The organism is Bacillus sp. FJAT-27001 (assembly GCF_019039175.1).
Lineage (GTDB): Bacteria > Bacillota > Bacilli > Bacillales > Bacillaceae > Bacillus > Bacillus velezensis.
The window spans coordinates 1,055,520-1,078,024 of the sequence record NZ_JAHOAA010000001.1 but is presented as its reverse complement, the minus strand read 5'-3'; the positions used below and the strand labels follow the sequence as shown (position 1 = coordinate 1,078,024).

The window sequence follows — 22,505 nt, the reverse complement described above, 5'->3', positions numbered from 1 at the left end:
TTGTTTTTATGTCAGCATGGCTAATTGATCTTCATAAGCGAGCTCTGTCGCATGATCAATATACCCGAGAAGAGAATACAGCTCTTTTTCAAGCACCGCATGATCATATTCGAAATGATACGCGTGCAGAAAGTGCTCAATACGCTTTGATAATAAATCATCTTTTGTACGAACCATCAATATTAACAAATTGTCCCATTGAGACCGGTGTGTGTAATACAAGGCTTTGTCATAATCGGCATGATCCATCTAACGCTTCTCCTTTCAATGAGAAGTTCTCCGTTAGTTTATGCCGTCGAAGCCCGATGCAACGGGGGAAAAGTTGGTGGCCTTATCACAGCGGCATAGCAATATGAGGGAGACATAAAATAAAACCGCATATCCGTCTCTTCTTTGGACACGCTAAGATTGACAAAAAACGACTCAGGAGAACATAAAGATGAAATCCCTTCCATTTGCGCTTGCCCTCTTGTTTTGCGGCATTCTCATTGCCTCGATCGCTGAAAAAGGGCATACAGAACACCTTGATCCATCAGTTGAAAAATGGGAGCAGCTCGCATGGAACCAGCTTGAACGTGAATACAAGGGGTCCGAGCTTACCGATTATTCGTACATGGGCCGTACAAAAGTGAACCGGGAACAGACGAAAGATGTGTTTCGCGTAACGGTGCAAACAGCAAAAGAAACGTTTTCATCCCGTGCTGAAGTGTATTTCCATCCCGTGACAAAACACGTGATCAGCATTAATATTTTCAGACTGTAAAAAAAGCTGCACAGCCTTATTGAGGCCGTACAGCTTGTCAGATATCAGAAGAAACGTTTTGCGCCGAGGTAGCGCTGTTTCCAATAGGAATTGTTCATGCTGGAAATAACGACACCCGAATCGTTTGCATTAATAAACTGGCCGTTCCCGAGATAAATACCGACGTGGGAAGGTCCGGCTTTATAAGTTGAGAAAAAGACAAAGTCACCGACCGCCGGCTGGCTGACTGATGTCATCGTATTCCAGTAGCCTGCGGCTGAAAGTCTGGATACAGAAGTGACCTTATTGAGAACGTAATAAATGAAACCGCTGCAGTCAAAGCCTCTCGGCGTCGTCCCGCCCCATACATACGGTACGCCCAGCTGAGCTTTTGCGGCATCGATCATTACATTAATCTTCGCGCTTGTTGAACCTGTGCCGCCTGTGTTGCCGGACTGATTCGGAGTCGTGTTTGTCTGCTGCCCGGTAATCGTCAGCTTTTGTCCGATTTGAAGAACATCTGTTTTCAGATTGTTTTTCTCGCGGATCTGCTGGGCGGTCACATTGAACTTTTGGGCGATCACCCATAAAGAATCCCCGCTTTTCACGGTATATGTAGTGGTTTTCCCTGTATTTCCGGACTGGTTCGGAGTTGACGGTGAAGTCGAAGAGCCGGAAGATGACGTTTTGGTCAGCTTAAGCACTTGTCCGACCCGAAGCATGTCTGACGTCAGTTTGTTGATGCTTCTGATTTGCTGAACCGTCATATTGTATGCGTTTGCGATTTTCCAGAGTGAGTCTCCGCTTTTTACTGTATAGGAGGACGTTTGCGTCTGGTTTTTATTTTGGTTTGAATTGTCCTTTGACGGCGTGTTTCCCGAAGAAGACGTTCCTTTTGTTTTCAGGACTTGGTTTACGTAGATCGTATCCGTTTTTAAGTTGTTTAATACTTTGAGTTCCGCAATGGTCATATTGACGCTGTTTGCGATCTTCCATAGTGAATCGCCGAGTTTGACTTTATACGTCCCGGAAGATGATGACTGCTTTTTGCTGCTGTTTGAGCTGCTGCCCGGCGTGGTTTTTTTCTGATCGGTGCTTGAGGAAACTTTCCCCGTCACTTGCAGCTTCTGTCCCGCGCGGATTAAGTCGCTTGTCAGACCGTTCAATTTTTTCAGTTCCTGTACGGACATTTTAAAATCAGATGCGATCAGCCACAGCGAGTCGCCGCTTTTCACTGTATAAACGCTTTTAGTCGTGCCGCTGTTCTTTGAAGATGGATTTTTGCTGCCGGAATCTGATTTGCCGTTAGGAATGTTGAGCGTCTGCCCGATAGAAAGAACGGTGGATTTTAGATGATTGGCTGATGTAATGGCATCCACGCTCGTATTGTAGTTTTGGGCAAGCTTCCATAATGAATCTCCGCTTTTAACCTTAATCGTTTGTGCTTCTGCCGGTGTTACAGCTAACGCAGACCCGACGATCGCAGATGCAGTCAAACCGACCGCTACCTTTTTTCTCATAATGAATCTCCCTTTTCCTGCGATGATTTTACTATCCCCATTCGTTGCAGCCGCAAGGTGAGGATATCAGTAATGATAATCTTTATATCGGCACTTGTCTGCAATCGTTTATCATATTAATAGAAATAGTCCTTTTTTCTTATGCCGGCATAAAAAAAAGAAGGAATGCGGGCATTCCTTCAGCTTCTGAGCAGTCTCATAATCTCCTCTTTGTTTTTGACCAGATCCCTTAACGTATATTTGTCTAAAACGGCCAGGTAAGCTTGCAGGGCTTCATTCAGAAGGTTCTTTAAGTTGCAGGCGGGAGATATGATACAGAGATTTTTTTGGGAGTCAAAGCATTCTACGATGTTAAAGTCGTCTTCTGTATTTCGAACGACTTCTCCAATGTTTATGTCTTCCGGTGTCATTCCTAAACGGATTCCGCCTCCCCGGCCCCGGATCGTTTCGACATACCCGAGCTGGCCGAGGCGGTAAATGACTTTCATGAGGTGGTTTTTAGAGATGGAATAAGTATCTGCGATTTCTTTTATGTTGGAAAGTTCGTCGGAATGTCTGGAAGCCAAAAAAATCAAAACGCGTAAAGAATAATCGGTATAGTTCGTTAATTTCATAGAATGACCTCGAAAAAAGAGATTTTGCTTCTGTTACAGTCTATCATATATGAATCTAAAATGAAAAAAAAGGAATTTGCCCCCTTAACTCAAAAAAAAAAACGTGCGCTCCTTCTGAGCGCACGTTTTTTTTTTTGAGTTAAGACATCGGCGGCTTACGATCGTCAGCCGATTGATGTTTTTCAATTTTGCGATCCAATTTTGCGAGATAACGGGAGGCGAAATCTTTTCCGCCAAGACCGAATGAAAGTCCGAAGGCAAGCGCGAAACCGCCCAGAATCAGAATAAACGCGGCATTTACGATCGTGTCGGCGACACCGAGCTGATCCAGCGCCATAAAGATTGAAAGAGTGATAATGGTATATTTCGCAAGCGGCGCCAGGAATCTGAATTCCTTTCCGCTCAGCATGCCGGCAAGCAGCCTGCTGACGAGCTGTCCGGCCAAAAGTCCGATTCCGAGAATAAATACAGCGGCCAGAACATTAGGCAGGTAAGCGATAATACCTGTTGCGATAACGACGAGAAATTCGAGATGAACAAGCTGCAGCGCCTCTGCCGTAAAGAGCAGGACGATGATGATCTGAACAATCATGCCGACCGTCTGAGAAAGCGTCAGCTTCGGGGTACCCGCCTGTTCAAAGCCCATTTTACCGAGAAGAGAGTCGAAACCGGCCCGGTGCAGGAGCCCGGATACAATGCTGTTGACCCATTTTCCGATCCAGATGCCGGCGATGATCAGCACGATACCGATGATGATATTAGGGAGCATTGTGAAGACCGTGTGCAGCATGGCTGACGCCGGTTCAGAAATACCCGCCACATCAAGCCGGTCAAGCGCAGAAATGATCACCGGAATGAAAATCAGCACGTAGACAATCGTTCCGATGATTGCCGACAGGCTTGTATCCTTCAGGTATATAGAAAGCCCCATACGTGCGGCGAGCCTTTCCGTGCCGATACTCGCCAGAAAGTTTGTGACGATATCACGGACGAGACGGGCAACAAGCCAGCCGATTAAAACAATCAGCGCCGCGGCGAATAATTTCGGTATAAAGGACAAAACGCTTTGGATCATATTTGTAAACGGCCCTGATACTCCGCTGATTTGGAGAGCGGCCAAGACGCCGGGCAGGAACAAGAGCAAGACGAAGTAAAAAACGATTCGTGAAGCGGCCGTAACGGATCTGCTCATCTCCGCTTCTTCAGACACCATTGTCCATTTTCTGAACCGGCCGTTTTCAGCGAGTTTCATGCCCGCTTTTTTGACGAGATAGCTGAAAAGCGAAGCGGCTGCCCAGCCCAACAGCAGAATCAGGCCGGCTTTTAAAATGCTCGGCACAGCCGCCGTTATCGCTGACAGCATGCTGACAAAAGGCGAAGCCACGGTTGTCAGATGCAGAATGTTAAAGAATAGAATAAAAACGATGATTAATGCGATAAAATAAATGACTTTACTGATGACTTTTTCTGAGGAATAGCGCGCCGGCTTTTTTTCGGCGAACAGCCTGTCGTCGATTTTTGTTTTTTGCAGGCCTTTGTATACGGCTTTTTCAATGATTTTGGCAATGCCCCAGCCGATAAGCAGGACGAGCAGTGCGATGATCAGATTCGGGAGTTTGCTGAGATACGTCGTAAGCATGTCTGCTGTATTCAAGTAGAATCGCTCCTTTTCTTTTTGGGGTATGGTGTGTGTTTTACCCACTTACATATAAAGCAAACGGGGCGGATGTGCCGAAAGTTTTCAGACGGAAACCGGTCTGTTATTTCATCTTTTGAGAGGAGGGGTCATACATTATAAATAAGTCCAAGTAGGGGGGATTCGGTTGAACGCGGAGGAGACAAAAGGTTTACAGCGGGCAATTGAGGAAATAACCGACATTGCGAAGGGTTTCGGCCTTGATTTCTACCCGATGAGATATGAAATTTGTCCGGCTGAGATTATTTATACATTCGGCGCGTACGGCATGCCGACGAGATTCAGCCATTGGAGTTTCGGCAAACAATTTCACAAGATGAAACTCCATTATGATCTCGGTTTGAGCAAAATTTATGAACTTGTCATTAATTCCAACCCTTGCTACGCTTTTTTGCTGGACAGCAATTCGCTGATCCAAAATAAATTAATTGTAGCCCATGTTCTTGCCCATTGTGATTTTTTCAAACATAACTGCCGCTTTCAAAATACGAACCGGGACATGGTTGAGAGTATGGCGGCTGCGGCGGAGCGGATTAAGCATTATGAAAGAATTCACGGGATAAAAGAGGTGGAGTCCTTTTTAGATGCCATTCTGGCGGTTCAGGAGCATATCGATCCGTCGCTCGTCAGGCCGAAGCTGCTGTGGAGCGTCGATGACGAAGAGGAGGACGAAGAAGAAACCGCGCCATCGCCTTACGATGATTTATGGGGAATGGATAAGCCGAAGCAGGTGAAAAAGAAAAAAGGGAAAAAACCGTTTCCGCCCCGGCCGGAAAAAGATATTCTGCTGTTTATCGAAGAACATTCGCGGGAGCTTGAACCGTGGCAGCGTGACATTTTAACCATGATGAGAGAAGAAATGCTGTATTTCTGGCCGCAGCTGGAAACGAAAATCATGAACGAAGGCTGGGCATCCTATTGGCATCAGCGGATTATCCGCGAGCTTGACCTGACTTCAGATGAAGCCATCGAATTTGCGAAACTGAACGCAGGCGTTGTCCAGCCGTCAAAAACGGGAATCAACCCGTATTATTTAGGGCTGAAAATTTTTGAAGACATCGAAGAGCGTTATGACAACCCGACAGATGAAATGAAAAAAACAGGAGTAAAGCCCGGTTCCGGACGCGAGAAAATGTTTGAGGTCAGGGAAATTGAATCGGATATATCATTTATCCGCAATTATTTGACGAAAGATCTCGTGATGCGTGAGGATTTGTATTTATTCCAAAAGCAGGGCAGGGACTATAAAGTGATCGACAAAGAATGGAAGGCCGTGCGCGACCAGCTCGTGAACATGCGGGTCAACGGGGGATTTCCTTATCTGACCGTCAATGACGGGGATTACCTGAAGAATAATGAGCTTTATATTAAACATTGGTATGAGGGAATTGAGCTTGATCTGAAATATTTGGAGAAAGTGCTGCCGTATCTGTACCAGCTGTGGGGCAGGAGCGTGCACATCGAATCTGTTCTTGAAGACAGAGAAGTGATGTTTTCGTATGACGGCAAAGGAGTGCACCGGAGATATCTGTAAAAGAAGAAAGGATGCGGGGAAACCCCCGCATCCTTTTTTATTTTCCGTGTTTCAGGATGTGAAAGATCTTTTTGGCCTGGTCCGTGTTGTTTAAAAGCCCCGTAAATGACTCTCTTCCCGGACCGTATGCGTAAACGGGAACTTCTTCGCCTGTATGATCGCCGGTTGTCCAGCCGCTGTTGGTTTTCGCATTAAAGAGCTTAATGATTGCTTTGTAGATGCTCTTGTCAGCATTCTGTTTTGCGGCAGTTTCGATCTGTTTGATTTCAGCTTTTGACCATTTCAGGTCTGTATAGCGCGCAAGCACGGAAGATACGGATTTGCCTGCTTTGATTTGGTCAGCCATAAATGCCGGGGTTTTTTTTGCGGCAAGAATCGGTTCAACATGCCAGTTTTTATCGTCATTCGCGCCGATCGTCAATCCGCCGGTGGTATGATCAGCCGTGGCAACGACAAGCGTATGTTTGTCCTTTTTGGCAAATGCGATCGCTGCTTTATACGCTTTTTCAAAATCCTTCATTTCGCTCATTGCGCCGACTATATCATTGTCATGTCCCGCCCAGTCAATTTGGCTGCCTTCGACCATTAAGAAAAACCCATTTTTATTCGTGTTCAGCCTGTCGATCGCCGCCGTTGTCATGTCTTCTAATGAAGGGACGGCGTTTGAGCGGTCGATTGCTTTGTCGAGTCCGCCATCGGCAAACAAGCCGAGAATCTTCTTGTTACGATCCTTTTTAAGCTCCTGTTTTGATGTCACGTAGCTGTATCCCGCTTTTTTGAAATCCTTTGTTACATTGCGGTCTTTACGGATAAAGTTTGACTTGCCGCCTCCGAGGAGCACATCGACTTTCTGTTTTCCGTTGATGCGGTCATCAAAGTAGCTGCTTGCGATGTCATCCATGTTCTTTCGGGATTTATTATGGGCTCCGAATGCCGCAGGGGTGGCGTGGGCAATCTCCGAAGTTGCGACAAGTCCGGTGGATTTCCCTCTTTGTTTCGCTTCTTCGAGGACGGATTTTACCCGCTTTCCTTTTTTATCGACTCCGATCGCCGCGTTATACGTTTTCACACCCGTGGCCATTGCCGTGCCTGCCGCCGCGGAATCGGTAATATTGGAATCAGGGTCGTCAGGGTAAGTCATCATCATACCGGTGAGATTGGGGTCGAATGCCGTCAGTTTCATACCATCCGAAGGCTTTCCTTTGTTAATGACCGAACGGTAGGCGTTCATATAGGGAGCGCCCATTCCGTCACCGACCATGAAGATGACGTTTCTGATTTCGTTTTTGTCAGGCTGTTTTTTTGCCGCAGCCTGTTCGGAGTGCTGAAGCCCCGCGCCCGCAATCAGACCGGCTGTCAGTACGGATACGGCTGCCGCCGGCAGAAGTTTTGATCGAACCTGTTTAAATAGACTCATTCTCACTCGTCCTCCTTTAATCGTGTCTGCATGTCTAATGGTAGGGGGTGTTTGTAAAGAGCGCCTGTTCCTCCTGTAAATTTCAGGTGAAACATTGTTAGAAATGTAAATTCCGGTGTAAAGTTATGTTTTCAAGAAAGAGTGAAAACCATTCACTTTTTTGAAAAAGACGAGGGATTTTTTAACAAGGGATTATTTGGAAAATAAACTGCTTTGTTTTTCCAAAATACGAGGATCACAGGAAAAAAACATGACAAATTGACTCGTTTTTCGTCACGTTTGAAATCAAATTGAAATATTTAATACCCTTAAAAACTTTTTTCTGAAACGAATTAGTAAGAAATTTGTCACGGGAAGTCAAGTCTATTTCTAGTGGAAATTGAACCTTATAATAGGAAACAGATAAAAACTTTAAAAAAGAGACACATAAAATAGATAGAATCATTCAGGGAGGAAAATATGAAAAAGCAACTTGTTACAGCAACAACGGCAGTGGTTTTGGGGACGACTTTGTTTGCGGGCGCGGCATCTGCGCAAACGATTAAGGTAAAAAAAGGCGATACATTATGGGGACTTTCAAATCGGTACGGAACGTCAATTAATTCCATTAAATCTGAGAACAAATTAAAATCGGATATCATTTACATCGGTCAGACGCTTTCGATTAACGGTAAATCATCCTCAGGTTCAAGCTCAAGCAGCAAGTCATCATCGTCTACATATAAAGTCGTAAAAGGCGACAGCCTTTGGAAAATTGCGAATAAATATAAAATGACGGTAAACCAATTAAAAAGTTTAAACGGTTTAAAAACGGACCTGATCCGCATCGGACAAGTTCTTAAAGTAAAGGGATCAACTTCCGGTTCAACGTCTTCAGGATCTTCGTCATCAAAGCAGCCTTCATCCAGCCATAATGCTGCACAGACGAGCCTGAATGTAAACAAGCTGATTTCTGATGCGCAATCTTTAATCGGCACGCCGTATGTATGGGGCGGAACAACGACTTCCGGCTTTGACTGCAGCGGATTTATCTGGTACCTGTTAAACAAACAGACGAGTGTCGGCAGAACGAGCACTGCGGGATACTGGAGCTCAATGAAGAGCGTGTCCAGCCCGTCAAGAGGAGACTTCGTCTTCTTTACAACATATCAGGCCGGCCCTTCACACATGGGTGTGTACATCGGAAACAACAAGTTCATCCATGCCGGTTCTGACGGCGTCACAACAAGTGATCTGAATAACAGCTACTGGAAACCGCGCTACCTGGGCGCGAAAAGATTCTAGCAGCGATAGAAACCCGTTCATCAGAACGGGTTTTTTATTTAGACGGGACAGAGCTCCATTTGTTTCACCTAAAAATGAAAATGTGATAAAAAATCTAAAAAGGTTTTCTTTTTTTCATTTTCATAGAGGGCGATGGCGTATGCGCCCGCGCTCGGCATCTGGGCGAATTCGCACGGAATTTCAATCATGCTGCCTGCGGCGAGTTCGGCCCGTACCGCTGACAGCGGCAGAAATGAGACACCCAGCCCCTCTTTAATAAATCGTTTCGTAATATGCGTCTGTGTCACCTTCATTGTCCTGACGAAAGGGAACTGTATTCTGACCTGGCGGAGCAAATCATCCCAATAGTCAGGATGGTTATGGGTCAAAAGCAGATATTGTCCGAACAGGTCTTTCACTTCATCCGCCTTCCCTGTTCCGGGTTTTCGGCCGGGCGGCGCGACGAGGACAACGGGGTCATTGTACAGGGGGCGGCAAGTGAGGGAAGATGATTGCACCTTTAAGCAGCTCAGTCCGATATCGGCTGAGCCGTTTCTGATTTGAGAGGCGATTTCTTCCGATTCGAAAATGGTGACCGTCATTTCGGTTTCTTTATTGTCCTCTGTATAACGCTTCATGACAGACGGGAGAACGGTGTCGGCGATAAGCGGCGAAACAGCGAGTGTCAGCGTGTGCGAGTAGCCCTGGCGCACCCTGTGCAGTTCCGCCATGCTGTTTTCATAGTCTTCCAAAAGCCTCATGGCAAACGGCACGTATGCTTTTCCTTCTTCCGTCAATTGTATTTTCCGGCCGCTTCGCTGAAACAGCTTGCAGCTGATTTCTTTCTCTAATAATTTTATATGAACGGTGACGGTCGGCTGAGATAAAAAAAGCGTTTCCGCCGTTTTTCTGAAATTCTCATATTTTGCCGCGGTGACGAAGGTGTGAAGCCATTTAAAATCCATAGATGCACTCCTCTGATTAAAAGTTTTAATTAATTCCCTTAAAAATATTCATTATTTTTTAAATATTATATTTACTATAATAACAGAAAGAGGATAAGGGGGAATGAAATTGATTTATCGTGGATTGAAAGGGATTACTTGTGCAGAAACGGCTATCAGCCACATTGACGGAGAAAAGGGGCATTTAATATATCGCGGCTATGATGCGAAGGATATTGCGCTGCAATTCAGTTTTGAAGAAGCGGCGTATCTCATTTTGAACGGGGCGCTTCCTGATGAGCGGCAATTGCTTGCGTTTCAGGAAGAACTTGCAGCCGAGCGCGGGCTTCCGAAACATTTGATCGACTTACTGGAAACGCTTCCGGATGAAATGGACGACATGGCGGTGCTGAGAACGGCTGTTTCAGGTTTGGGCACAGATTCATTTACATATCCGCCCAAGCCGGAAGAAGCGATTAAACTGATTGCCGTCACACCAACGATTATTGCGTACAGATACCGCCGTAAACAAGGGCAGGAAGCGTTGTCACCTGAGGCGCGATACGGACACGTTGAAAACTATTTGTATATGCTGACAGGCAGGCAGCCGTCCGCAGCCCAAAAGAAAGCGCTTGAGACGTATATGATTCTGGCGATGGAGCACGGGATGAATGCATCGACTTTTTCAGCGAGAGTCACCGTTTCGACTGAATCGGACTTAGTGTCTGCCGTCACTGCCGCACTGGGTACGATGAAAGGGCCGCTGCACGGAGGCGCGCCTTCAGGCGTCACGAAAATGCTTGAAGACATCGGGACAAAAGAAAATGCAGAAGCGTATTTGGCAGCGAAGCTTATGAGGGGAGAACGCCTGATGGGCTTCGGGCACAGGGTGTACAAAACAAAAGACCCGCGGGCGGAAGCGCTGCGCATAAAGGCTGAAGAAGTGGCGGGAAATGATCCGTCGCTTGACTTGGCGCTTTATGTGGAGAAGGAAGCCATCCGCCTGTTAGAGCAATATAAGCCCGGACGGAAGCTGTATACGAATGTGGAGTTTTACGCAGCGGCTGTGATGCAGGCCATTGATGTCGACAATGATTTGTTTACGCCGACCTTTTCAGCAAGCAGAATGGCAGGCTGGTGCGCACACGTGCTTGAACAGTCCGCTGACAACATGATTTACAGGCCGTCTGCGAAATACACCGGCGCTTTTCCCGAAACGGCTCAGCAGCTTTAATTACCGGCATATTTGTCCGTTTAACTCCCCGCACTGCGTGGTATCGTCTCAGTAATACCAATTGCAGGAGTGTGAGAATATGAATCCGATGGACAGACAGACGGAAGGACAAAAGCCGCAGGTGCAAAAGCGCCAGCCCGGCATTGAGTCAGACATGGAGCCGAAACCGCTCTTGGAGGACCCGGATGTAAAAGGGTCGGGCAGATTAAAAGGAAAAGTCGCCGTCATCACGGGCGGAGACAGCGGCATCGGCGCAGCGGCTGCGATCGCTTACGCGAAGGAAGGGGCGGATCTTGCCATCCTGTACCTAGACGAACATGCCGATGCCGAGAGAACGAAAAAGCGTGCGGAAGAATACCAGGCCGAATGCCTGTTAATTCCGGGAGACGTCGGTGATGAGGCGCATTGTCAGAAGGCGGTCCGGCAAGTCTTAGATCACTACGGAAAAATAGATATTCTCGTTAATAATGCGGCTGAGCAGCATCCGCAAAACGGGATTCTTGATATTACAGCTGAACAGCTGGAGAAGACATTCCGTACAAACATGTTTTCTATGTTTCATATGACAAAAGCCGTGCTGCCCCACCTGCAAAGAGGGAGCGCCATCATTAATACAACGTCTATTACCGCTTATCAGGGAGACACATCATTGATCGACTATTCGTGCACGAAAGGCGGCATCGTTTCCTTTACGCGTTCAATGGCGATGTCATTGGCCGATCAGGGGATCAGAGTAAATGCGGTGGCCCCTGGCCCGATCTGGACCGCCCTGATTCCGGCAACGTTTACTGAAGAAAAGGTGGAAAAGCATGGTCTGGACACTCCGATGGGAAGACCGGGACAGCCTGCGGAACACGCCGGAGCTTACGTGCTTCTGGCTTCAGACGAATCTTCCTATATGACGGGGCAAACCATTCACGTAAATGGCGGCAGATTTATTTCAACATAATACGCAAGTCTTATCCCGCGCTTTTAAAAAGGGCGGGATTTTTATTTGAACGTACATATGAATACGATTTTCAAAAAATGGAAGTCTCCAGCTGAATCACTAATGTTAATATTTCACAGTGGAGAATCCGCTGCGTTCTGTTTTATGAAAACTAAAAATAATATATAGAATTTTCAAAAAAATTATTTTCATTTTTATATTTTTCGCTATAATATGACATAGGAGAAAGGGATGATGTGCTGAAACATTTCATGCGAAAAATAAGAATTTAGTCATTATTGCTATTGTTATCTGAATATTCTAACATATATTAATTTACAAGGAGTGAAGCAGATGAAGGGGAGCGTATTCAGAAAGAAAAGCATTCAGGACCTGCTTGCCGCAACGGGCGGGGAAAAGTCGCTGAAAAGAGAGTTAGGGGCCTTTGATCTGACCCTTTTGGGGATAGGGGCCATCATCGGAACGGGGATTTTTGTATTAACCGGAACAGGCGCTGTCACGGCGGGGCCGGGGCTGACCGTTTCATTTGTCATCGCCGCTCTTGCGTGTTTATTTGCGGCTCTGTCATATGCCGAATTTGCTTCAAGCGTCCCGGTTTCGGGTTCCGTCTACACGTTTACTTATGCGACACTGGGTGAACTTCTCGCGTTTATCATCGGATGGGATTTAATCTTGGAATATATGCTCGCCGTCAGCGCGGTTTCGGTCGGGTGGTCCGGCTATTTTCAATCATTCTTGGCGGGCTTCGGCATTCATCTTCCGACCGCATTAACGGCCGCGCCGGGATCCATTAAAGGCACGGTCACATTCTTTAATCTCCCCGCATTTGTTATCGTGCTTGCGATTACATTCCTCCTCTATTTAGGCATTAAGGAATCGAAGCGGGTCAATAATATTATGGTCATTTTAAAGGTTCTGGTTGTTCTATTGTTTATCGCCGTTGCGGCCGTATATGTCAAACCTCACAACTGGCAGCCGTTTATACCGATGGGGTTCGGCGGTGTTTTCAGTGCCGCGGCGCTCGTTTTCTTCTCTTTTATCGGTTTTGACGCCGTCTCTTCCGCCGCTGAAGAAACGAAAAATCCGGCGAAGGATCTGCCGAAAGGAATTATCTTTTCATTAATCGTCTGCACCGTGCTGTATGTGACCGTATCGGCGATTATGACGGGCGTCGTTCCGTTTGCCCGCTTTGAAGGCGTTGACCATCCCGTGTCTCTCGTCCTGCAGATGGCCGGACAGAATTGGGTGGCCGGGATTATTGATATCGGCGCAGTGTTGGGGATGACAACGGTGATGCTCGTCATGCTGTACGGCCAGACGAGGGTGATGTTTGCCATGTCCCGTGACGGTTTGGTGCCGGGAGCGCTTTCAAAAGTCCATCCGAAGCATAAAACGCCGCACGTGGTGACATGGGTGTTCGGCATCCTGTCAGCATTACTCGGCTCGCTCGTCCCGCTTGATGAACTGGCGAAGCTGGTGAACATCGGCACGCTTGCCGCATTTGTCCTGATTTCCGTGGCGGTTATCGTATTGAGAAAGAAACAGCCTGATCTGCCAAGGGCTTTTAAATGTCCGGGGGTTCCCTTTATTCCGATATTGTCCATTCTGTTCTGCGTGTTTTTGATTATTAACCTCGGCGCCACCACCATATTCCGTTTCTTTATCTGGCTGATCATCGGTCTGGTGATTTATTTCTTATATTCGAGAAAGCATTCGAAATTAAACGGGGATTTGTAAGGAGCGGCACCCGCCGCTCCTTTTTTTTTTTTTCGGAATAATGAAACATATTGAAATGGGCTTAAGTTATCGCAGCGAATAAGGGATAATATAGGGCGGAAGGGAAGTGGAAAGTCGTGTCTGACCAAAAAAGGGTTCAATGGGCCTCAAAAATAGGATTTATTATGGCCGCTGCCGGTTCGGCGATCGGCCTGGGAGCCATTTGGAAGTTCCCTTACGTAGCGGGTACGAACGGGGGAGGCGCTTTTTTTCTTGTATTCGTCCTCTTTACCGTGCTTTTAGGCTATCCGCTTTTGCTCGGTGAATTTATTTTCGGAAGACGGAGCCAGACAAATGCGATTGATGCCTACAAACAAGCCGCGCCGAAGTCGGTATGGCACCTTACGGGTTATGTGGGTGTGGCGGCCTGTTTTTTAGTTTTGTCTTTTTACAGTGTTGTCGGCGGGTGGATTTTGCTTTATGTGTTAAAAGCCGTTACCGGTTCTTTATCCGGGCTCACTCAGGAGCAGTACGGCACGGTGTTCGGGACGGTCATTGAAAATCCGATCCAGACTCTCATTGCGCAGCTTGTATTTATGATCATGACGGTGGCGGTCGTCGCAAAAGGCGTGCAGAAAGGGATTGAACGTGTCAGTGCGGTGCTGATGCCGATTTTATTCGTGCTGTTTCTATTGCTTGTGCTGCGATCAGTCACGCTCGATCATGCCGTTGAGGGGATTAGATTTTTATTGGTTCCGCACTTTGAAGATTTGACGCCGGAATCCATCCTATATGCTTTAGGACAGGCGTTTTTTACATTAACGCTCGGTGTTTCGGTCATGGTGACATACAGTTCATATCTTCCGAAAACCCAAAATCTTCCGGGTTCGGCGGGTTCCATTGTTATGATGAATGTGCTCGTTACGCTGTTTGCGGGACTGGCCATTTTCCCGGCGGTTTTTTCGTTCGGCTTTAAACCGGATGAAGGGCCTACACTGCTGTTTACCGTGCTGCCGGCTGTGTTTGACCGGCTGCCGTTCGGCTCGCTGTTTTTTATCAGCTTTTTGGCGGTCTTTTTCTTCGCCGCGCTGACTTCGGCCTTTTCGATGGTGGAAATTATCGTGGCGACTGTGGGGAAAGGTGATGAAACGAAAAGAAAGAAGCTGTCGTGGACAAGCGGTCTGCTCATTTTCTTAGTCGGAATTCCGTCTTGTTTATCATACGGTGTTCTCGGTGATGTTCATTTGTTCGGAAAAACGTTTTTTGATCTTGCGGATTTCACCGTCAGCAATGTGCTGATTCCGCTCGGCGCTTTATTAATATCAATCTTCGTCCCGCTGAAAATACCGAAGCAGGAGCTGTTTGCCGAGATGAAAAGCGGTTCCGCCATCGGCTATCGTTTCTTTCAGGTGTGGTATTTCCTTCTGAAATATCTCGTGCCGCTGGCTATCATCGTCGTATTGCTGCATTTAGTCGGCGTTCTTTCATTTTAAAAAAACAGGCCCCCGTAAAAGGGCCTGTTTTTATGTTTAAAAACCGAATTGCAGATTCGTATCAACGGCAACGATCGTATATACACAGACAATGACGAACAGATTGAGAATGACACCGAGCAGTCCCGGGCCCGTCCGGCCTTTTTTAATAAACAGCTCAATGATGCCGAACGGCACGGCGGCCATCGCAAACGGCAGCATCTGATAAGAATAGAAAGTCACATTGCTGATGATTGCCACGTTCAAAAGCAGCAGCGACAAAATCGCGGTACCGACTGATATCCAGCCGAAAACATTATGCTCTTTAAAAATTCTTACCAATTCCATAATTCCACCTCACCGATGTTTGCTGCTTTTACTGTTTTGTTTTTCAGCAGACGTTCGATTTCTTTTGTCGGCCCCGTCACGACAGAGCCGTATACGTTCATTCCGTGATGTTCAACATAGTCGATTCGGCTGCCCAGATTCATGTCTTTGCGTTTCGATATTGCATGCGCCCATTTTTTATGGCGGGACATAAATTCAAGGGCATTGATAAATTGTTCACGGTCTGTCTGTCCTTGCGTTTCGAAAGAGGACACCATCTTGGAATCTTTCCCGGGAAATCCTAACGGCTCAGCATAAGGACTGTCTTTCAGATTTTTCTCCGTTTCGACCGCGTTCCATAAAAACTTCACATCGTATTTTTTAAAAGTCGAATATATTTGAGAAGAAGGATAGGCCCTGTCATAAGAAAGATAGACCTCCGCCACGCTTCCTTCAGGCAATTTTTTTAATGTCTGTCCGGCTTTTTCAATCGTGGGTTCCTTTAAGCCGGAAGGATGGGCGAAATAATGCTTTGCCTGTGCCGCGTCTAGATCATAGTAGTTAACGGCAGGCGATTTGACCGTATCTAAAAACATTTCAATCCGTTCTCCGCCGACGGATTTCGTTTTTGTGCCGATCTGCTTTTGCAGCGGAAATTCCGTATTCATTCCAAACAGCTTCACCTGGCTTTTCAGTCCGGAGGTATCGACGAGGACGTTCGGCATTGTAGTCGCCACCGTCACTGCCGCGGTCTCCATTAATTGATTGCCGGTGCTTTCTTTTCCTCCCAGACCGTAATAGAGGTAGCTTCCTAATGTGCAAAGCGGCAAAATCATCAAAGTGGAGATGACGGCGAGAACTGAAATCCGCAAATACGATTTGCGTTTTCCGTATGATAAAATGGCCTTCTGTTTTTCCGGGCTGATGCCGACGTCCCATTCCCGGTCGTCCTGCATTTCGCTTTCAATCAACTCCTGATAGACTTCCAGCTTTTCCAGCTCTTCTTCAAAGGCGGCCATTTCCCGGTCGCTCATTTCTCCATTTTTGTATTGGTAAAAACGCTTTTTAAATTCTTCATTCATCATTAACACCTCTATTATAAAGTGCTTTCAGCCGCTGTCTGGCACGAAATAAAACACTTTTAAAATTAGCCTCTGAAATATTCATAATATGGGATGCTTCTTTGTAATTCAGTTCTTTTAAATAATACAGTGTTAAGGCCTCCCGATAATTGTCGGGAAGTTCGGACATATACCCTGTCAGCACTTCCTTGATTTCAATCTGATGAGCCGGGCTTTGAACAGCCGTCTGAAAAAGGCTCCCAATTAAGTCATCGGAAATGGTCACTTCCTTTTTATGTTTTCTGACATAATCTATAAACGCATTTCTCGCCACTTGAAAAAGCCATGGCTTTACTTTGCTGTGGTCGTAGGAGTGAATGTGTATGTATGCCCTCATAAAGGTTTCCTGCAGCAAATCTTCAGCGAGATGCTTGTCTTTTGTCATGGAGAGCAGGAACCGGTAAACATCATTCATATACATTTGGTAAATTTCATCGATCGTCACTGCCTTTTCTCCCCTCTATGTTATACACGCATAAGAAAGGTTTAAAGTTGCACGTTCCATGCAAACGGCTTAAATTCATTTTCACCTCATCAAACACCATTTCTCTATAGTACCCAAAATCCGTCATAAAAGATAGAGATCGGCGGAGGAAAAATATAATTATTAGTACCAGGTAATAAAAAATATTGTTATAATAGAGAGAGAGAGAACACTTTTGATCATTACAACAAAGGAAGTGCGTTATGTATAAGTTTTGTGCAAATGCCATCAAATGCATTCTATCCCTGCGCGGAGGAGTGAAAGTGTACAATAAAGAGAATCTTCCGTCTGATAAAGGATTCGTTATCGCGTGCACGCATGCGGGCTGGGTGGACGTCCTCACGCTCGGTGTCGGGATATTGCCCCATCAGATTCATTATATGGCGAAAAAAGAGCTGTTTCAGAAAAAGTGGATCGGACGTTTTTTGAAGAAGATTCACGCGTTCCCGGTTGACCGTGAAAATCCGGGCCCAAGCAGCATTAAAACGCCGATTAAGCTTCTGAAGGAAGGAAAGATTGTCGGGATTTTTCCGAGCGGTACGAGAACATCAGAAGACGTCCCGCTGAAAAGAGGGGCCGTGACCATCGCCCAAATGGGAAAAGCGCCGCTCGTTCCGGCCGCATATAAAGGGCCGTCTACGGGAAAAGCGCTGTTTAAAAAGGGAAAAATGCGGCTTATCATCGGCGAGCCGATTTTTTTGGAGGACTTTTCCGATCTTGCGCCGAAGGAGAGGCTTGCGGCCATGACAGAAGAGCTGAATGCCAGAATTAAAGAGCTTGAGAAAAAACTTGAACAACTGTAAATGAAAAAAAGCTTGCCGTCTGTATCAGACGCGCAAGCTTTTTTGTTATGCTTCTTTTTGTTCGGCGGTTTCCAGCAGTTCATCAAACGCCAGTTTTTTCACTTCGATATATGCGACGTGGTGGCCGTCAATTTCATTAATGATAAATTCACAGCCTTCTTCGATAATCGAGTCGTATTGTTCGACGTCGTATTTCTGGGTAAGGAACCAGCCGCCGATAGTGTCGACCTCGTCATTTTCCAAATGGATGCCGAGGAGTTCGTTCACTTGATCAATCAGGACCTTGCCGTCAAGCATGTAATGGCCGTCGCCGAGTTTACGGATTTCGTTGATTTCATCGATATCAAATTCATCACGGATTTCCCCGACGATTTCTTCAATAATGTCTTCAACGGTGACAAGCCCCGCGGTTCCGCCGTATTCATCCGACAGAATCGCCATATGAACCCGTTCCTTCTGCATTTTTACAAGCAGATCGTGAATCGGTGCCGACTCAATCACATGGATGATCGGATTGACAAAATCGGTAATCGGCGAGTCGACTGATACTTCGCCGCTGATGCAGGCGGTCAGCACTTCTTTAATGTTAATAACGCCGATAATATTATCTTTGTCACCCTCTTCGACAGGGTACCGGGTATATTTTTCAATCTGAATGATGTCCATCATTTCAGAAATTTTGATATCATGCGGCAGACTGACGATTTCCGTACGCGGAATCATGATTTCTTTTGCAAGTCTGTCGTCAAATTCAAAGATTTTGTTCACGTATTTAAATTCAGACTGGTTGATTTCACCGCTTTTATAGCTTTCCGATAAAATGATGCGCAGCTCTTCTTCAGAGTGGGCAAGCTCATTTTCAGACACCGTCTCAAGACCGAACGCCTTCGTTAAAAGACGGGCGGAGTTGTTCAGAAGCCAGATAAACGGGAACATGATGCGGTAAAACCAAATGAGCGGTTTCGAAAACAGCATTGAAACGGCTTCCGCTTTCTGGATGGCGACTGTTTTCGGCGCCAACTCTCCCACGACCACGTGTAAGAATGTAATGATCGCATAGGCGAGAATAAATGAAATAATATGCGATAATGAGCTTGGTACGTTTATCTTTGTGAAAAGCGGATGAAGCAAGCGTTCAATCGTTGATTCGCCTAAGACACCAAGACCGATGGAAGTCAATGTTATGCCGAGCTGGCACGCCGATAAATACTCATCTAAATGCGTGGTCACTTTTTTGACACCGATTGCGGCTTTATTTCCTTCTGCTATAAGCTGGTCAACCCGTGAGCCTCTGATTCTGATTATCGCAAACTCAGATGCTACGAAAAATGCCGTCAGCGCGATTAAAACCGCGACTAAAATCAAATTCACAATGTCCAATTAGAACCTTCACTTCTTTTGGGAAGATGAAGGTAACACCTCCTGTTAGTAAGATAATGGTTTAACTTAACAGCAGCATAAATGATTGAAGCACTGCAAGCTTTTCAGGAGCCAGCCTTTTTTTCAGCTGGGCGCGCTCCTCTGGTTCAAGCTTTTCAAACCGATTCAAGATCACGGAGATGTTTTGATTCATGTGATCAATTTCCGATGCCAGATTTCCAATATCGTCAGGCAGGGCTGAAGAGGGAAACTGGTTCTCCAGTCGATCTTTTATATCAGACAGGGCCAATCGCTGCTTTTTACAAGCGACTATAAACTTTAACCGATTAAGTGCAAGTGTATCGTAGTAACGATAGTTCGAACAAGACCTGTCAGGCTTTAAAAGCCCGAGGTTTGTGTAGTAATCCACCGTGCGTTTCGTTACACCGGCAAGCTCTGCTAATTCACTGATGCGATAAGTCTCAGCCCCATCTAAATCCCTCCCCAACCATCACGTTATAGTTATGAGAATAGTTTAATATATGAAGGGGAGTTTGCACAAGTTTATTGTTTTCCGTCTTTCTCCTGAAACGGCGCGGCGGGCTGTCTGAAAAAGCGTTGACTGCGCCATGTAAATCTTTCATAATCATTGTAAATAGAAACGGAAGAAAAAGACAGAAGGGACAGATGACAGTGGCCGGTTTATCACGGGAAGTGACACAGAATCTGGAGAAAGGTTCATGGATACGCAAACTATTTGATGAAGGCGCTCGGCTGAAAAAAGAGTTCGGCGCCGATAAGGTGTTTGACTTTTCAATAGGAAATCCGGTTGCGGAGCCACCTGAAACATTTAAAAAGGCGCTTTGCGAAGCGGCTGAAACAGGGCGGCACGGATACATACAAAACCAGGGGCTTCCGGAGGCGAGAGAAAAGGTTGCGCGCTTTTTGTCAGAGCGGTTTCAGACAGAAATTTCCCCCAGGCATACAGTCATGACGGTCGGAGCCGGCGGGGCGCTGAATGTCGCGCTGAAAAGTATTTTAAACCCCGAGGAAGAAGTCATCCTTCTTTCGCCTTATTTTGCGGAATATAAAGCGTATGTTGAAAATTACCGCGGCAGACCCGTCATCTGCCCGCTGACTGACTCATTTGAGATTGACATTGAAGCGGTTAAAGGTGCGATCACCCCCCGTACGAAAGGACTGATCGTTAATACGCCGCATAATCCGACGGGGACTGTGCTCAGCCAGAAAAACCTTAACGAATTGGGCGCCTTATTAAAAGAAGCCGAAGAGCGGAACGGCCAAAGCATATTTATTTTATTTGATGAACCGTACAGCCAGCTGATCTACGGAGAAGAGCAGGCGAATCCGTTTCAGGCGTATCACCGCGTGATTTTAGTCAGTTCGTTCAGTAAAGATCTCGGCATTGCGGGGGAAAGGCTCGGGTATATCGCGGCAGACGCCCAAATGCCTGAGGGCGATCTTCTGACGGATGCGTTCGTTTTCTGCAACCGGACGCTCGGCTTTGTGAACGCTCCGGTCATGATGCAGCGCGCCGTGGCGAAAATGGATGATCTTTCGATTGACGCTGAACCTTACAGAAAGCGGAGAGACCTTATGGTGGACATCCTCACAGAAGCCGGCTTCGAATTTGAAATGCCGAAAGGAGGCTTTTTCGTCTTTCCGAAATCACCGATTGAAGACGAGGTGGCGTTCTGCATGCATGCCGCACAGAAATACAAACTATTGATCGTACCCGGCAGCGGATTTGGAAAAAGCGGCTATTTCCGATTATCTTTCAGCGTGCCTTCAGAACAGATCAGACAGTCGCGCGATATTTTCAAAGCACTGTATCAAGATTTTTCTTCATAGCTTCCAATACATAAAGATGGGAGAACGGACAAATGTCGAGGAGTAATAATGGCACGTCAGACATCAGCATTACAGGAATCGGAGTCTTAACCGCGGTCGGACAAGGCAAGGAGGCGTTTCTCGATGCGCTTATGGAGGGGCGGCACGCCTTTGATGTGATGAAACGGCCCGGCCGGCAGAAAGGCAGTTCGTTTATCGGCGCGGAGCTTAGCGAATTAACGCCGCCGGACGCGCTGTCGAAGCGCTTGTACCGAAGGGCCGCATTATCGGGAAAGACGGCGCTTATCGCTTTATATGAAGCGTGGCATGACGCTCAATTAGACGGCGCTGATCACAGCCGCACCGGTCTGATTATCGGCGGCTCGAATATGACGCAGCGCGAATTGCTGCAGGCCTTTGAGAAAAACGGTGAAACGCCGCAATTTGTAAATCCGACATACGGGCTTTCTTTTATGGATAGTGATTTGTCGGGGCTTTGTACGGAGCAATTCGGGATAAAAGGGCCGGCCTTTACGGTCGGCGGCGCGTCGGCAAGCGGCCAGGCGGCGGTTATTCAGGCTGCTCAAGGAATCAAAGGCGGCCTGTTTGACCGGTGCATCGTGATCGGGGCGCTGGCCGATCTGTCGTACATGGAGTGTCATGCTCTCCGTTCTTTGGGAGCGATGGGCACTGATACATACGCTGAACGGCCTGAAGCCGCCTGCCGCCCGTTTGACCGGCATACGGACGGGTTTATATTCGGAGAGGCGTGCGGGGCGATTGTGCTGGAACGCGCTGAATCTGCCGAAGAGAGGGGCGCACGATCGTGGGCCGGCTTAAAGGGCTGGGGGATGGCTTCTGATGCGAACCGCAACCCGAATCCTTCAGCAGAGGGCGAAATGACGGTGATCCGCCAGGCGCTGGAGCGGGCCGGTCTTTCAGCAAAAGAGATCGATTACATCAACCCGCACGGCACCGGTTCGCCGATCGGTGATAAGACTGAATGCCGGGCGCTTTCTGAAAGCGGCCTGTCGCACGCGCGGATTAATGCGACAAAATCGATTACCGGACACGGTCTGAGTGCGGCCGGAACGGTGGAAATCATTGCTGCTCTCTTGCAAATGCGGGAAAACAAGCTTCATCCGATCCGAAACTTAACGGAGCCGATTGACGATTCATTTCAGTGGGTGACCGACGGGCCGAGCGCCCATACCGTACACCATGCGTTAAGCTTAAGCATGGGATTCGGGGGGATTAATACGGCGCTTTGTTTAGAAAATCATTTCCGGAGCAGATAACGGCAGCCTTCTTTTTGAAGGCTGTTTTTTATATGATAAAAAATCTGAAAATGATGAAAGAATGGAGTTGTGATACAATAAACTATACAAATGACAATCATGCTTTGACTTAGGAGGTGGCAGGATGGGGCCCTCTGTGTAGTCAATCACCCATTTCGTTC

At 46.9% G+C, this 22,505-nt stretch carries 21 protein-coding genes; 10 read left to right on the top strand and 11 right to left on the bottom strand.

The genetic code is table 11. The features are described 5' to 3' along the window. Positions 1-6 precede the first annotated feature (6 nt). The gene (locus BGM27_RS04665; protein WP_003155335.1) at positions 7-249 is read right to left on the bottom strand and encodes a YhdB family protein; all 243 of its coding nucleotides are present in this window, start codon (positions 247-249) and stop codon (positions 7-9) included. A 190-nt stretch (positions 250-439) separates the two neighbouring features. On the opposite strand from BGM27_RS04665, the gene BGM27_RS04660 reads away from it, so the two are divergent. After that, positions 440-763, top strand: a complete 324-nt coding sequence (locus BGM27_RS04660) for a DUF3889 domain-containing protein (protein WP_007409279.1) — start codon at positions 440-442, stop codon at positions 761-763. A 44-nt stretch (positions 764-807) separates the two neighbouring features. On the opposite strand, the gene lytF is transcribed toward BGM27_RS04660, so the two are convergent. From lytF to BGM27_RS04645, 3 genes are all read right to left on the bottom strand, one after another. Beyond that, positions 808-2,262: a peptidoglycan endopeptidase LytF gene (lytF, locus tag BGM27_RS04655; protein WP_007409278.1), complete on the bottom strand. Its 1,455-nt coding sequence runs from the start codon at positions 2,260-2,262 to the stop codon at positions 808-810. Positions 2,263-2,441: 179 nt separating this feature from the next. After that, entirely contained in the window at positions 2,442-2,876 is a 435-nt protein-coding gene (nsrR, locus tag BGM27_RS04650; protein ID WP_007409277.1) for a nitric oxide-sensing transcriptional repressor NsrR, read from the bottom strand. A gap of 139 nt (positions 2,877-3,015) precedes the next feature. Beyond that, entirely contained in the window at positions 3,016-4,530 is a 1,515-nt protein-coding gene (locus BGM27_RS04645) for a mechanosensitive ion channel (protein ID WP_007409275.1), read from the bottom strand. Positions 4,531-4,699: 169 nt separating this feature from the next. Between BGM27_RS04645 and BGM27_RS04640 the strand changes: the two genes are divergently transcribed. Next, entirely contained in the window at positions 4,700-6,106 is a 1,407-nt protein-coding gene (locus BGM27_RS04640) for a SpoVR family protein (protein ID WP_007409274.1), read from the top strand. Positions 6,107-6,143: 37 nt separating this feature from the next. Here the strand turns inward: BGM27_RS04640 and BGM27_RS04635 are convergent, their stop codons facing one another. Further along, positions 6,144-7,523 carry an alkaline phosphatase PhoA gene (locus tag BGM27_RS04635; protein WP_007409273.1) on the bottom strand — a complete coding sequence of 460 codons (1,380 nt, stop codon included), beginning with the start codon at positions 7,521-7,523 and terminating at the stop codon, positions 6,144-6,146. A 459-nt stretch (positions 7,524-7,982) separates the two neighbouring features. Here BGM27_RS04635 and BGM27_RS04630 point away from each other — a divergent pair, with 459 nt between their 5' ends. Continuing rightward, positions 7,983-8,807, top strand: coding sequence for a C40 family peptidase (locus BGM27_RS04630; protein ID WP_007409272.1), 825 nt, complete (start codon positions 7,983-7,985; stop codon positions 8,805-8,807). Positions 8,808-8,875: 68 nt separating this feature from the next. On the opposite strand, the gene BGM27_RS04625 is transcribed toward BGM27_RS04630, so the two are convergent. Continuing rightward, the gene (locus BGM27_RS04625) at positions 8,876-9,751 is read right to left on the bottom strand and encodes a transcriptional regulator CitR (RefSeq protein ID WP_007409271.1); all 876 of its coding nucleotides are present in this window, start codon (positions 9,749-9,751) and stop codon (positions 8,876-8,878) included. Between the two features lie 109 nt (positions 9,752-9,860). On the opposite strand from BGM27_RS04625, the gene BGM27_RS04620 reads away from it, so the two are divergent. The 4 genes from BGM27_RS04620 (at position 9,861) to BGM27_RS04605 (ending at position 15,122) form a co-directional block, all read left to right on the top strand. Continuing rightward, positions 9,861-10,964, top strand: coding sequence for a citrate synthase/methylcitrate synthase (locus tag BGM27_RS04620; protein WP_032865267.1), 1,104 nt, complete (start codon positions 9,861-9,863; stop codon positions 10,962-10,964). A gap of 79 nt (positions 10,965-11,043) precedes the next feature. Next, on the top strand, positions 11,044-11,913 hold the full coding sequence (locus tag BGM27_RS04615) for an SDR family oxidoreductase (protein ID WP_007409269.1): 870 nt from the start codon (positions 11,044-11,046) through the stop codon (positions 11,911-11,913). A gap of 333 nt (positions 11,914-12,246) precedes the next feature. Continuing rightward, on the top strand, positions 12,247-13,650 hold the full coding sequence (gene bcaP / locus BGM27_RS04610) for a branched-chain amino acid transporter BcaP (protein ID WP_007409268.1): 1,404 nt from the start codon (positions 12,247-12,249) through the stop codon (positions 13,648-13,650). Between the two features lie 116 nt (positions 13,651-13,766). Beyond that, complete coding sequence (locus BGM27_RS04605) at positions 13,767-15,122, top strand: sodium-dependent transporter (protein WP_007409267.1); 1,356 nt, start codon at positions 13,767-13,769, stop codon at positions 15,120-15,122. 36 nt (positions 15,123-15,158) lie between these two features. On the opposite strand, the gene BGM27_RS04600 is transcribed toward BGM27_RS04605, so the two are convergent. From BGM27_RS04600 to sigM, 3 genes are read right to left on the bottom strand one after another with little or no spacing between them, the layout of a single operon-like run. Continuing rightward, complete coding sequence (locus BGM27_RS04600) at positions 15,159-15,449, bottom strand: anti-sigma-M factor (protein WP_003155315.1); 291 nt, start codon at positions 15,447-15,449, stop codon at positions 15,159-15,161. Then, positions 15,437-16,510, bottom strand: a complete 1,074-nt coding sequence (locus BGM27_RS04595) for an anti-sigma factor (protein ID WP_007409266.1) — start codon at positions 16,508-16,510, stop codon at positions 15,437-15,439. The genes BGM27_RS04600 and BGM27_RS04595 overlap by 13 nt, the downstream gene beginning before the upstream one ends. Further along, the gene (gene sigM / locus BGM27_RS04590; protein ID WP_003155312.1) at positions 16,503-16,994 is read right to left on the bottom strand and encodes an RNA polymerase sigma factor SigM; all 492 of its coding nucleotides are present in this window, start codon (positions 16,992-16,994) and stop codon (positions 16,503-16,505) included. The genes BGM27_RS04595 and sigM overlap by 8 nt, the downstream gene beginning before the upstream one ends. A 242-nt stretch (positions 16,995-17,236) precedes the next feature. Between sigM and BGM27_RS04585 the strand changes: the two genes are divergently transcribed. Then, positions 17,237-17,836 (top strand): lysophospholipid acyltransferase family protein, encoded by a 600-nt coding sequence (locus tag BGM27_RS04585; RefSeq protein WP_007409265.1) that lies wholly within the window; start codon positions 17,237-17,239, stop codon positions 17,834-17,836. Between the two features lie 45 nt (positions 17,837-17,881). Here the strand turns inward: BGM27_RS04585 and BGM27_RS04580 are convergent, their stop codons facing one another. Together BGM27_RS04580 and BGM27_RS04575 are read right to left on the bottom strand one after the other, a co-directional pair. Beyond that, entirely contained in the window at positions 17,882-19,216 is a 1,335-nt protein-coding gene (locus BGM27_RS04580; RefSeq protein ID WP_007409264.1) for a hemolysin family protein, read from the bottom strand. Between the two features lie 61 nt (positions 19,217-19,277). Then, complete coding sequence (locus BGM27_RS04575) at positions 19,278-19,703, bottom strand: Cu(I)-responsive transcriptional regulator (protein WP_007409263.1); 426 nt, start codon at positions 19,701-19,703, stop codon at positions 19,278-19,280. Between the two features lie 179 nt (positions 19,704-19,882). On the opposite strand from BGM27_RS04575, the gene BGM27_RS04570 reads away from it, so the two are divergent. Together BGM27_RS04570 and BGM27_RS04565 are read left to right on the top strand one after the other, a co-directional pair. Continuing rightward, positions 19,883-21,067, top strand: coding sequence for a pyridoxal phosphate-dependent aminotransferase (locus tag BGM27_RS04570; protein WP_023842858.1), 1,185 nt, complete (start codon positions 19,883-19,885; stop codon positions 21,065-21,067). Between the two features lie 32 nt (positions 21,068-21,099). Next, the gene (locus BGM27_RS04565) at positions 21,100-22,344 is read left to right on the top strand and encodes a beta-ketoacyl synthase N-terminal-like domain-containing protein (protein ID WP_007409261.1); all 1,245 of its coding nucleotides are present in this window, start codon (positions 21,100-21,102) and stop codon (positions 22,342-22,344) included. Positions 22,345-22,505: the final 161 nt, after the last annotated feature.